General features: G+C 30.5%; 12 protein-coding genes. 2 read left to right on the forward strand and 10 right to left on the reverse strand.

All coding sequences use genetic code 11. The features are described 5' to 3' along the window. Positions 1-111 precede the first annotated feature (111 nt). Both Q4512_RS06740 and Q4512_RS06745 read right to left on the reverse strand, forming a co-directional pair. Positions 112-3,399, reverse strand: coding sequence for a M1 family aminopeptidase (locus tag Q4512_RS06740; protein WP_303423254.1), 3,288 nt, complete (start codon positions 3,397-3,399; stop codon positions 112-114). A 2-nt stretch (positions 3,400-3,401) separates the two neighbouring features. After that, on the reverse strand, positions 3,402-4,289 hold the full coding sequence (locus Q4512_RS06745) for an ABC transporter ATP-binding protein (RefSeq protein WP_303423256.1): 888 nt from the start codon (positions 4,287-4,289) through the stop codon (positions 3,402-3,404). A 272-nt stretch (positions 4,290-4,561) separates the two neighbouring features. Here Q4512_RS06745 and Q4512_RS06750 point away from each other — a divergent pair, with 272 nt between their 5' ends. Both Q4512_RS06750 and Q4512_RS06755 read left to right on the forward strand, forming a co-directional pair. Then, positions 4,562-5,296: a sensor histidine kinase gene (locus tag Q4512_RS06750; protein ID WP_303423258.1), complete on the forward strand. Its 735-nt coding sequence runs from the start codon at positions 4,562-4,564 to the stop codon at positions 5,294-5,296. After that, entirely contained in the window at positions 5,293-5,991 is a 699-nt protein-coding gene (locus Q4512_RS06755) for a LytTR family DNA-binding domain-containing protein (RefSeq protein WP_303423259.1), read from the forward strand. The genes Q4512_RS06750 and Q4512_RS06755 overlap by 4 nt, the downstream gene beginning before the upstream one ends. 110 nt (positions 5,992-6,101) lie before the next feature. Here the strand turns inward: Q4512_RS06755 and Q4512_RS06760 are convergent, their stop codons facing one another. From Q4512_RS06760 to Q4512_RS06795, 8 genes are all read right to left on the reverse strand, one after another. After that, a complete protein-coding gene (locus tag Q4512_RS06760) occupies positions 6,102-6,959 on the reverse strand; it encodes an alpha/beta fold hydrolase (RefSeq protein ID WP_303423261.1) in 858 nt (285 codons plus the stop codon). A 287-nt stretch (positions 6,960-7,246) separates the two neighbouring features. Next, positions 7,247-7,699 carry a hypothetical protein gene (locus tag Q4512_RS06765; protein WP_303423263.1) on the reverse strand — a complete coding sequence of 151 codons (453 nt, stop codon included), beginning with the start codon at positions 7,697-7,699 and terminating at the stop codon, positions 7,247-7,249. A gap of 102 nt (positions 7,700-7,801) precedes the next feature. Continuing rightward, on the reverse strand, positions 7,802-8,458 hold the full coding sequence (locus Q4512_RS06770; RefSeq protein ID WP_303423265.1) for a hypothetical protein: 657 nt from the start codon (positions 8,456-8,458) through the stop codon (positions 7,802-7,804). Further along, on the reverse strand, positions 8,442-8,933 hold the full coding sequence (locus Q4512_RS06775) for an RNA polymerase sigma factor (protein WP_303423267.1): 492 nt from the start codon (positions 8,931-8,933) through the stop codon (positions 8,442-8,444). Before Q4512_RS06775 ends, Q4512_RS06770 begins: the two co-directional genes overlap by 17 nt. A 405-nt stretch (positions 8,934-9,338) precedes the next feature. Then, on the reverse strand, positions 9,339-10,589 hold the full coding sequence (locus Q4512_RS06780) for a S41 family peptidase (protein WP_303423269.1): 1,251 nt from the start codon (positions 10,587-10,589) through the stop codon (positions 9,339-9,341). 1 nt (position 10,590) lies between these two features. Then, positions 10,591-11,703, reverse strand: a complete 1,113-nt coding sequence (locus tag Q4512_RS06785) for a serine hydrolase (protein WP_303423271.1) — start codon at positions 11,701-11,703, stop codon at positions 10,591-10,593. 29 nt (positions 11,704-11,732) lie between these two features. Beyond that, complete coding sequence (locus Q4512_RS06790) at positions 11,733-12,605, reverse strand: SDR family oxidoreductase (protein ID WP_303423273.1); 873 nt, start codon at positions 12,603-12,605, stop codon at positions 11,733-11,735. Positions 12,606-12,624: 19 nt separating this feature from the next. Then, positions 12,625-13,227: a hypothetical protein gene (locus Q4512_RS06795; protein ID WP_303423275.1), complete on the reverse strand. Its 603-nt coding sequence runs from the start codon at positions 13,225-13,227 to the stop codon at positions 12,625-12,627. Positions 13,228-13,270 lie beyond the last annotated feature (43 nt).

A 13,270-nucleotide genomic window follows, 5' to 3' on the forward strand; every position in this document is an offset into this window, starting at 1 on the left:
AAATCCAAATATAGGAGCCTAAGCATGATTAAAACCACTGTGTAATGTTTGTTTAAAAAATAGTATAGTCTTGCTTTCATTTTTGTTGCTTTCATTAAAAAAGCTCTTTATTTATTTTAACTCTATTGGCTCAACTTTTTCAAACAAATCAGTAATTACATATTGTTTTTCTTTTGGTGTAACCGCTCTAAAATAGCTTAATAGGTCTTTAGAAGTTGCATATCTGTCTGTGTTCATTTTTAGTTTTCCATTAGAAGTATTCCAATCTTCAAGAAAACGTTTTAAGGCTTTGTTTACATTCTCCTCTCCTATCGCTTTTTGAAATTGATACATATTTATAGCTCCTTTAGCATAGTACACATGGTCTTGATTTTCTACCAAAGCAAGTGATGGTTCTTTTGTTACTGCTCTATTTTTACCGTCTTTATAATCTTCCTTTTGAACCTCTAAAAACTGTAGTAATTTTTCTTCGGAAAAGGTCTGTTTTAAAACCATCATTGCAGCATATTGAGATAAGGTTTCTAAAATAAAATATTGTCCTTTTACATGTGCAGCTTCTACTTGCATGCCAAACCATTGATGCGCAATTTCGTGTGCTGTAACATAGAATGCCATGTCAACATCTTTTTTATCGTCAATATCTAGTACAAAACCTATAGATTCTGAAAACGGAATGGTACCAGGAAACGATTGTGCAAATTGTTCATATCGAGGAAATTCCATAATACGCAATTGCTCGTATTGATATGGACTGAAATTTTTACTGTAATAGTTTAAAGATGCTTTCATAGAAGCCATCATTCTATTAATATTATAGGAGTGTTCTTTGTGATAATAAATTTCAAGATTTACAGGTTTTGAATCTTTCTTAGCAACCCAAGAATCTTTTTTAATTTCATACGTTGCAGAAACAATAGAATAAAAATTTATGATTGGTTGTTTCATTTTATAATGAAAATAATTGCGGTTATTCTCTGACCAATGTTTAACTAAATTTCCAGGAACTAAAGCCGTTTGGTTGTTTGAAGTCCCTATAATCATTTCAAAATAAACACCATCAGAATCACTTCCAGACCTGGCATTTTTAAGTTCATTTAGATCTGTTATATCTACTCTATTAGCTCGAATTGGCAAGTTGTAATCTTCACGTTCAACAGCATCATTGAGTTCGTATTTTTTATTATAACCAATAGTTGGTAAATCTGTATTATTAAAAAATGTACCGTTTTTATTAATGTTTACATTTCCTGTTCCCGATTCAAACCCTTTAGTAGTAAAGCTTTGTTTAAAGTACATTTTTACTGAATCTCCAGTTTTTAAAGCTTTATTAAGATTGAAAACGGAATAGTCAAATTTCTTAAATTGATTATCAATTGTAAATTCGACATCAAAAGAAACACTATCTAACGAGACATTCTCTTCAAGAAGTTTTTGAATGTGAATGGATTTAATGTCTGTACTATTCGTGTTTTTCAACACATAATAACCTTCTACTATATAATCTCGTGTTGAAGGATACAGTTCTAATTTTAAGTTGACGTCAATCAACTTCGGTTGTGGTATATATTCAAATTGTTTGAGTTCTTTTTCGTAAGAGACTCTAAATGCAGTGGCATCAGAATTAGTCCAATACGTGTTTAAAATATTTGTATTGTAGAATATAAAACATCCAATAATTATAAATAATATATAGACAGTAGCTGTAAGCTGTATTAATGGTTTGCTAATTCTATATTTACTAGTTTTAATTCGTTTAAACAAGTTAGTTTCTGTACCTCTGACAATCACTAAAGATGCAATTATCAATACTAGTAAACCGAATAGAAACCAATACGATTTGATAATAATAAAGGGTATTAAAAAGTGGCCATAGCCATTCATATCTGAATAGGTTCCTAAAGCTCTTCCGCCAAAAAGGTATAATTCATGATCATAGCCAAATACGCCTAACAAAATAGTAGTAATAAAAAAAACAACCATCAACATAATCCCTATGAACTTATGATTAACCAATGCTTGTATAAAAAATGCGATAAAAGTGTATAATGCTAAAAAAGGAAATATTTCAATAAAGAAACCTGAGAAATAAACCTGTAATTCGTACTTGTAATAACCGCTTAATGTTTGAAATATAAGTCCAGAACCTATCAAGGCAATCATTAATACAACATAAATTAAGTTTAATCCAATGTATTTACCTAATAGGTTTATAAAACTTGACATTGGTGTAGCATCATAAATTAAATTTAGCTTAACTCCTCTTTCTTTCCAAATCAATTCACTTGAGTAAAACACTAAAATGATAATGAAGAAATACATAGAAGTTTCCTTTAATTCTTCAACAATAAAATAAGTTGCTGGATAACTATCTACACCGTACACTGTGCCAAGATTTACTGAGTTGATAAGGATGATAATCATACCACAAATAACAATTCCCCAAAATGATGATTGTTTACAAATACTTACAAAGTAAAACCATGAAAATTGTTTTAATTGTGTACATTTTGATAGTAAGCCATATTGCTTTTTAGCTTCAGGTATTACTATATTATTAGCTTTATTTGTTCTTTTAGCAACTAAGCTTGGAGCTTGCTTTTTCTTTGATTTTTGTTCTTTAACTACATTAAAATTAAATTTTATGTAACCATAAATTAGCGCTAGAATTCCAAGAGAAACCCAAAACAGTTTGTTATAAAAAAGCACGCTAAAAAAAGGAATACTCTGTGTACTCTTTTCAAAAGCAGACCAAGACTCTGTAGCCAGACTCGTTGTCGTTAATGAAAATGGATCTAAAATGGCTTGCCAAAAATCATTAGTTATGGCTTTAGTAAGCATGAAAATTACAAACACAAAAATACCTTGCGTATACACCACAACTAAATTTCTACTTAAAGCACCACTTATAAAAAATACAGAAGCTCCAAAAAACAAGGTTGGTAAGACTACCATTAAAAACGTTTTTACATAAACTATAGCATTAAACGTTAATAAGTTATTTGGGTCATTCCAAGGCATGAATTCCCCTAGAATCATTCCGAAGATAACTCCAGAAAATACAAATACTAATACCGTAAATGCTCCTAAAAATCGTCCTAATAAGTACTCTTTTTTACTAATTGGCGTAGAATACATTAGAGATTCAATATTATACTCAAAATCTCTTAGCACAGAAACACCCATAATCATTGATGCTAAAATCATAAAGATTCCAGAGATTGCACCCATAGTTTTTGCGATGACTAATGGTGAATTTTTTTTCATGAGTCCCATTTCAGAACCTTGAAAAATAAAATCTACACCTACAATAGAGAATAAAAAAAGGAATAAGAAAAACACATAGGTGTCTGGTCGTTTTATACGATATTGTAATTCGAACTTAAAAATAGTGTACCACATAATTAGTTAGATTTAGCGTTTGTAGTATTAAAAATTTCAGAGAAATACACATCTTCTAATTCGGCATTAATCAGAGAAAAACCATCTCTAGGATTCGTATCACTTAAGATGTGAATGGTTGGTTTTCCTAGAAACAATTTTTCACTTATAACTTTATAATTTTGCTTGTAAGTTTCTAATTCTGACTTTTCGATTGTTTTTTTATAAACTCTATCTTTTAGGTTTTCTAGTATTTGCAACGGATTACCTTGCAAGCACACTTGACCTTTATTGATAATTGCCATATTTGTACATAGCTCTTTAACATCATCAACAATATGTGTAGATAGAATAACCACGGTTTTCTCTCCTAATTCACTTAATACATTGTAAAATCGGTTACGCTCCATAGGATCTAATCCGGCTGTGGGTTCATCTACAATAAGTAATTTAGGGGTATTTAATAACGCTTGAGCAATACCAAAACGTTGCTTCATTCCGCCAGAAAACCCTTTAAGATTTTGTTTTCTTACTTCGTATAAGTTCGTTTTATATAATAAAGCATCAACTAAATTTTTGCGTTCACCTTTATTAGAAATGCCTTTTAGTACAGCAAAATGATTTAATAACACCTCGGCAGAAATTTTAGGATACAAACCAAATTGTTGTGGTAAATATCCTAAGACTTGCCGTAATTCTTTTTTTTGTGTGAGCACATCAATATTTCCAAGTTTGATTGTGCCTTGATCTGCCTCTTGTAAGGTAGCAATGGTTCTCATTAGAGTAGATTTACCTGCACCATTAGGACCAAGTAAGCCAAACATTCCTGTTGGAATTTCTAAGGAAATATCTTGAAGTGCTTTAACACCATTTGAATAGGTTTTTGATAAATTATCAATAATGAGTTCCATACTGTTCGTTTTTTGATTGATGATTGATTACAGCAAACATATGTGCGTTTTAAATCTTTAAAAAATGAAAGGGATACAAATAGGTGTAAATGGGATAAATACATTGCAATGAGTAACAAAAGCATCATATCACAGCTTTTTGATAGTTTATCACTAATTAATTACTGTTTATCAACTAATTTGTACAGAGCGTATTATTTAATTAATATTGACTTATGAAGTTTAAATTAACTCGCAAGAAACAGAAAACAATAAAGCGTATTTTTAAAATTATGCTTGTTATAATAGGCCTTGTCATTGTTGTTTTCAATGATACTTTTGGTAAGTTAGAGGGATTCGTAGAATTTATTGCATTCTATTTTATCCTTGTTTTTATTACTATCGCACATTGGCTTTTTAAACAAATCAAATCCATTATTAGATTAAAAAATGAAAAGGCCAAAACAGAATTGATGCATTTAAAAAGTCAGGTGAATCCACATTTCTTTTTTAATATGTTAAATAACCTATATGGCTTAGTGGAAAAAGATTCTAAGAAAGCTCAAAAACTCATCTTAAAACTGTCTGATATGATGCGTTATAGTATTTATGAAGGTGATAAAGACACTGTTTTGTTGTCTGAAGAGGTTACGTACCTACAAAATTATATTGAGCTTCATAAAATGCGTTATCATAAAGTTATTGATGTGCAATTTTATACTGACATTAAGGACAATGATTATGAAATAATGCCACTTCTTTTTATTATTCTTTTAGAAAATGCCTTTAAACATGGTGTTGAAAATTTAAGAGAACATGCTTTTGTTCGAATACATTTAGAAGTCCATAACAATATCGTTAATTTTGAAATAGAAAATAATTTTGATGCAACTCAAGATAATCATGAAGCAGGAATAGGTTTAAATAATCTAAAACGAAGATTAGAGTTAGTATATCCCAAAAAGCATACGTTAACGATCTCTAAAGCAAATAATATTTATAATGCAAAATTGAATATAACACTATGATTAAATATTTAATAATAGATGACGAGCATATTGCTCACGACATTATAAAAGGATATTGTGATATGCTGCCAAATTTAGAATTTAAAGCAAATTGCTATGATGCTATTGAAGCTATTGACTATTTAAATAAACATGATGTAGATCTGATTTTTTTAGATTTAAACATGCCCAAACTAAAAGGTTTTGATTTTTTAAAGACACTATCGTCTCCACCTAAAGTAATTGTAACTACTGCATATAGTGAGTTTGCTATAGAAGGATATGAATTAAATGTTGTGGATTATTTATTGAAGCCTTTTAGTTTTGAACGTTTTTTAAGTGCTTTAAATAAAGTCACATCTTCTAATACAATAGTAAAAAAGGAAGCTAAAGGAAGCTTAAAACCGGAGGAAAAATATATTTTTTTGAAACAAAACAATAGTCATATTCAAGTAGATCTAGATACTATTTTGTTTATAGAAGCTTCTGGGAATTATACCAAAGTTTTTACTACTAAAGACGTTATAATTATCCGAGAAAAAATAACAGATACCATACAACTACTTTCAGATCATGATGTTATTCAAGTTCATAAATCATTTGCAGTTTCAAAAAAACACATTCAAAGAATTGAAGGAAATAGAATTTTTATTCAAGAGCACATGGTACCCATAGGAAAGCTTTATAAAGTAAATATCAATCAGCTTTTAAAATAAACTAGGTTAGTAACCAATAACCCCACTTCCCTACTACATCTGCAAATACCAAAGCTCCAGTTACCCGTAAATTGTGCTCTGCATCAACGCCAAGTTAGAACATCATTGGTCTATTGGATGCTTTTTAGAATGTAACTTTCAATCGCCTTGAAATCTTGTTGATTTGGCACATGCTTAGACTCATGCAGTAATACTGTTTCCTTGATGTTTGGAAATATAGCATTAGCTCTTTTTAGCAATTTCTTACCTGGAAACATGATGTCTTTTTCGGCTGCAAAAATGGTAATGGATGTTTTTATGTTTTGAGCACTTTGTTTAGATATAGTTGGTAAAGGCGAAAAGTCCATGTTGCAATTCTGAAAAGTAGCAGACATAAATGTTAATGCAAAATCATCGTACTCCGTAAAAAGGACATCCAATACTTTTTTAATATAATCTTGATTATTGGTTCTTATGAACTTTTTTAACGGCATGAACATTTTAAAAAGACCTTTAAGAGGATTTCCATTAACGATATATACTGGTGCAATTAAGAAAATTTCTTTAATTAAGGTTTCACTAAACTCTAGCATTTTTAGACTAATGAAGCCACCAAACGAAAAACCAACTAGCGTGACTTGCTCTAGACCTAACTTTATAATGACTTCTGTAAGCCATTTGCCATATGCCATGGACTTCATGTCTGGTCTGTTTTCTGCACTTTTATTAGGTTGCGCAAGCACATCTATTGCATACACACAATACTTTAAAGAAAGGTTTGGAAAGGACTCTAAGAATTGAGGCGCGCAACCACCAGTACCATGAATGAGTACTAAAGGTGGAAGCTTAATATCTCCAGTAACAATGACATTTGTATTACCGAAAGCGGTTTCTATTAGCTTTTCAGTGTATGAAATATGGAGTTCTTTTAATTTTTGATTGTAGAGAGTTAAAATTTCCTCTTTTCCTTGTTGTGATTTGAAAAACATTTGCTGTTCTTTTTTTGATGGATTTTGTAAAGCCTTTAGGCCTTGTTATTTTGTTACACTAAGCACTCAATTAGAGATTATTTTAAAGGTTGTAGACAACCTTATTTCAGAAACTCCAATCGCATGAAATATAAGGACCATATGCGCTTATTAAGCATACAACGATTGCAATGATAATTCCTATTATGGTTTTCATTTTAGACAGTTTTTTTGGTTGTCCGAAATTTATTCGGCATGGAAGTTTTTTAAAAAAATACTTTAATTTTATGAATTGCTGTTGCAGTAAATTACAGGATATTTCCTGCTGCTTGTGCTTGAGCATCCTTTCGACGACCAATGAATGCGCCAATGAATAATCCCATACAAATTCCGAAGGAAATCCCTAACGATTTTTCGAAATGCTGACCTAAAAGAACGCCACCTACTACACCAAATAATAATCCGAAACTTACACTTAAATTAGTGTAATAGCCTTTGGTTATTAAGGAAAAATTTTCCTTTAAATACTTTTCAAATTTAGATAGTGCTTTGTTGAAAAACCTTTTCTTGTTCTTAGGATTTGATTTTATATTTAAATTCGCAAGTTCTGTTTCTATAGCATGCATTTCGTTTTCCGCGAGTGTTCTATCTTTCAATGCTTTTAGAATATGAAGGAACTTTTCATATACTTTCATTTCCGACTTCGTAGTTGCTTCTGTTTTTAAATTTTCAAAAGCGTTTTGTGCTTCTTGTAGTGTCATAATTTCTATTGTTTTCTTGGTTAGTGGCTAAAGACAAAAAATATTACATGTGACATCTGCTTTTTTTTTAAATATTGTGAAAAACTCTATACATAAAGGCTTTTAGCTTCTTAAACTTTCAATATCTTTCATTAATTCTTCTAGTTTTTTGAATACTCCTCCGTAAACCATGTTTAAATCCCATTTATAAATCCGATCTCCAAAAAATGCTAGTAGGCCTAAAATTAGTACTGCGATACCGAGTCCTATTACTGGTATTCCAAATAATAAATAGGTGTCTGGAAATCCAAGAAGAATTTCATCGACAAGTCTTTCACCTAAAGGAACACCTTCTGCATCTTTAAACCAAAAGCCTAAAATCATAGATAGAAATATAATAGGATAGAAAACTCTTGATATTTTTATATTGACAGTTATCTGTTTATTTTTCCATTGATTAAATGCCTTTAAATATTGATAACTACTGGCTCCCAAATCTATTTTTTCTAAATCATTTAATAACCTCTTATTAATCACAACAAGTACTGAAAGTGTCACAAAAAAGATAATACCAGTAATTGGTATGCCTATAAAGAACGAGATTACTAAAAAGAGAAATGAGAAGGCTACAATAGCAATCAAATTTATTTTAAACATGCGTTTAAACTTAGCAATGATATGAATGGATTTTTGGTTGTAAAGGTCATTTATTTTTGGTGCTACTAATGCATTACTTTTCAGAAACCCTTGTTTCCATATAGTTTCAATTGATCTTTCCATCTAATATTTTTTTAAGTCTCACTTTTATTCTTTTCACACGTACACCAATATTATTTGGGTTTGTTCCTATGATTTCTGCAATTTCCTTTTGCGATTTTTCTTCTAAATACAGCATGATAATGGCTCTATCTATTTCCGATAGTTTTCGAATGGCATCGTATAAAAGATTTAAAGATTCGTCTGAAAACGCGTAATTGTCTTCCGTTTCTTCAACGGTTATAGAATCTGAAACAAAATGTTGTACGTTGTTTTTCTTTTTCTTTAATAAAGTTAAACACACGTTTAATGAAATGCGATACACCCAAGTACTCCATTGTGATTCTTCCCGGAAGTTGTCTTTACTTCTCCAGATTTGCAAGCATACTTCTTGATAATAATCTTCAAAATCTTGTTGCGAGTTGGTATACGCGCGACATAACTTGATGATTATTCCTGCGAATGGTAAAATGGATGTTTTATAAAAATCGCTACTCAATAGTGCTGTTTTTATTGGTTAGTGGCTCGTTTTACTATTTATTACACTTTTATAAAAATAGTTATATTTTTTTGAAAAATTTCTAGGTGGTACCATATTACAATTGGATGGACATATTTCACTGCACTAGTAACTTCTAAGAACACTTCTTCTGCCTGTTTTAAAAGGCTTTCATTTTGTAAATGAAGACCCTAAAGGTATCGCCTAAATTTTAAAAATTACCCAGCTTTTTATGTAGATTAAACGATTTCATTCCACATACTTTACTCCAGTAACTCTATTGTTGGAAGAATTAGGGATTTATTTTTCGATTTACGCTTCTCTCCTATCGTTGTATATTCACTACTTTAATATTGTTAAGAGGAGTTCTAGCGTCTTGTTATATTATTGTATAATTTTAAAGAACTAATTTAAATTAGAAATATCTTTTACTACCCAATTTAAAATTTCATCCATTCCATTTTTATAGTTTTCCCATTTAGAAGTAATGTATATATCTGGTTGTACTCCATTACTTTTGGTATCTTGAAGTCGAAATAAGCGTTTAGAATATGTGATTAGCAACTTGGAATTTGGAAGATTAAATTGTCCCATATCCTGATATCCATTTGGGTTAGCTCCAGTTGGCTCACCTACTAATTTAGCATTTAATAATTGTTTAAATTGTATGGCATTTACCATCGCTGCCGAATATGTTTTTCTATTAATTAGCACATATACATTGGACTCCCAATTAATGGATTCACAAGCATTTAAATAGCTAGATAGAAGCAAGCCTTTAAAAAAATCGCCACCATAATTATCTCGTAAATCTATAATTAGATGTTCCGACTTATTTTCTTGAATAAATTGGTACACTTTCTTTGAAAAATTATTCATTTCCTCCTCCGAAGGATATGCTTTACACTTAATATAAACGGTTTTTGTGTTATTGAATGAAGAAAACCAAAGGTTTTTAAATTTTGAATCTTTTGGTTGCGTGATACTTGGATGCGTGTATTTTATTTTTTCATAATGGATACTATCTAATGCTTCAGATGTATATGCTTTCAATATAGTGGATTTGCTTACTCCTTTTGCATCTATAAATGTAAATTTTGTTTGTGCTGTATCTGTTGTAATGTTTAATGCATTTAATATTTCAGAAATAAGAATGTAGCTACACGTTCTATCTTTTAAAGAATATTGATTTTCAGTAAATGGGGTTAGTTTGGAAACTTTTTTATAAATGTATTCTACAGGAATATTATTAATGCTTTGCAATCTATTCCCTAGAAATTGTTCGTGCGATTTAGCAATATTCACTACTCTAAGATTGCCATTAAAATTAGAAAGAGTGATAGGATATTTAGTAAGGTTTTTATTCCATAATGGCACAGAAGTATGCCCATCTCCTTTACCACCACCAACTTTTTGCGTTATTCGCATGAGCGCGGTAATAATTTGAAAATCTGTTAAAAGCGGTAAGTTGTTCTTTAAGTTTTCAATTTCTGTTTCGAATTCCTTTTTTGAAATAGTATGGTATAAATTTATATGCTTTTCTTCTAATGTTTTATGATAAAAATCGATATCCGCTTTCCATTTATTGTTGTTTTGCGCATTACAAATGAATCCAAAAAGAAATATACACAATATTGATATCCAATTATTTTTCATTTTAGTTTGCTAATTTTAGTATTTGACTTAAAAATGCATAGGAGTTAAAACCTGGATTAGTTTGACTAATACTATATGAAAGCGTTGTTTTTGTTGTAGGGCAATATCCAACAAATGTGTTATAGAAGCCAAAATGACCATAATATACGTTGTCATTCAAATGAAACTCATAAACACCTAATCCGTAACGGTTTTCATTCTTTTTTGTGAATTTAACATCGATCATCTTTGCTAAAGATTCTTTATTTATCAACTCGTAATTAAATAGTGATTTTATAAATATTGCTAAATCTGTATTTGTAGATACGAGCCCACCTCCAGCCCAATCGAATGAAGTATTACGTTTAGAAAAATTTGTGTTTTCAATATATTGATTGATTTGTCTAGACTGTGTTTTTGGCTCTTCATAAAATTCAAAAAAGGTGTTCTTCATCTCCATTGGTTCTAATATTCGATTTCTTATGGATTGTGCTAGTTTCGTTTTATCTAATTTTTCAATAATTAACCCTAACAAAACATAATTAATATCTGAATAATGCCAACCTGTATTAGGTGTAAAATGTGGTTCTTGATTTAGGTTAAATTGATTGTATAATGCTACAATAGATTTTGGTGTATATTGCTTATTTGGGTTTTGCATTATCATTTCAAAAAAAGCCTCTTCTTTATCGGTAAAAAGATCTGCTAAACCAGACCTATGCGATAATAAGTGTTCGATTGTAATGTCTTGTGCATATTTTATACCCTTTAGATTATGAAAGTTTTTAAAATTAAGGTATTCTATATCCTTTAAATAAGGAAACACTTTGTCATTTATACTGAGTTTTCCCTCTTCTTCCAGTTGAAGGATAATTGTTGACACAAAGAGTTTCGTACTACTTGCAATTTTAAAGGAACTATTTTTTGTTACCGGTTTTCCGTTATCCGTTTCTAATCCAAAACCCTCGTTATATTTAAACCCTTTGCTTTCATTTTCTATATATAATAAAATACTATGTACAGGATTTTTGGAGTGATGGTTGATTCTATTTTTAATGCTTTCATTAATGGAATCCGTTTGTGAAAAAACCATATTTGATAAAAAGATTAAGCTTATTATTACAAGTATTCTCATTATTCTCTATTTATTTTGTTCTATTTTTTTTAAACATCATTTTCTATATTCTCTCTAAAGAAGTAGTATAATCGTTTTGTACCAAAACGTGGCGCAATATTATCTTCTGCCATTAGGGTTAAAAAGAACTCAATAGGTCCATAGGTTTTAGGCGATGTAAATGTGCGTAAAGTCCAAATTATAAATCGCCTTATCCAATCTGGTAAATGAATTATTTTTATAGGCTTTAGTAATGCATCTGAGGCCAACTCTGCGATTTCATTTAATGTGAAAATATCTGGGCCACCAACACTAATTTCATTACTATTGGTATGTATTGCTTGCAAACATATGGTTGCTAAATCCTCCCCATGAATGGGATTAAATTTCTGTTCTCCATTTCCAAAAAGATACACTTTTCCATTTTTAGCCATGTCTAAAAAATCTTTCATATCGGAAAAGAAACCATTTGGACGTATTACAGTAAAGTCTAGTCCTGAATTTTTTAACGCATCTACAAATTTTTCTTTAGCTTCAAAAATTTTAAGGTGCCTGTATTTATTTCCATTAATTGCTGAAACATAAATAAACTTTTTTACACCTGCCCTTTTTGCTTCATTTAATAAGTTCAAGTTCGCTTGATAATCAACATCCATATAGGTTAAACCATCTTTTTGTCGTGTAATACCTACTGCTGAAATTACTGTGGTTACACCTTTACAAACACCATGTAATGTATTTGGTTTTGTAACTTCAGCTTTGATTATTTGAACGGTTTTATTTTCTAGTGCTTTTAGCTTATGAGGAGATCTTGCCACTAATTTAGTTGTCACTTGCTCTTGCGATAGCGACTTTGCTATATAACCACCTAAGTAGCCAGTAGCTCCTGCAAGTAAAACGGTATGTGAATTAGAACTATTCATTTTTTTACATTAAAAATTATTACCAACTAAATCCTAGCCCTACATTGAAGGTGACAGCGTCTCTTTCTACATCATTTTCTAAAAAGGCACGACCTAGTACTAATTTGGATTGCATATTCAGTGCGAAATTTTTCTTTTTATAAATTTCGTAACCCGAACTAGCCATTACTGCACATCCAAAATTCCAGTCATCATTAAGATTGTCTTCTATATCGTAAAGCGCTGGTGCGTCTATGGCTAATCCAATCCCCCCATAAATCCACCAACGGTCTTTCACCCAATATTGTACTGATGGAATAAGCGCACCAAAGTGTCTGTCGTTGTCTTGAAATTCGTATATCATTCCTGGCATAGAGGCAGTAATGGCTAATTTATCATTTAGCATATATCCAAATTTAAATTCAGGGAAGCTTATGGCTCCTTGTGCTTTATCGAAAGTTTGCAAACCTTCACTATCTTCTATACTTATAATGCCTCCTCCGAGCGCAAATTCAAAAATAAAACCACTGCGTTGGGATAGCGTTTCATTATTGGAATTGTTTTGAGCAAATGCCATATTGGACATGAATAATAAGGTTAGAGCTATTCTTTTTAATAGCACTTGTTTTTTGATTGATCTCATAATTATTTATTTTTTGATTGTTTTATAATTTGATGCTGTACTA

The organism is Oceanihabitans sp. 2_MG-2023 (assembly GCF_030547245.1).
GTDB lineage: Bacteria > Bacteroidota > Bacteroidia > Flavobacteriales > Flavobacteriaceae > Oceanihabitans.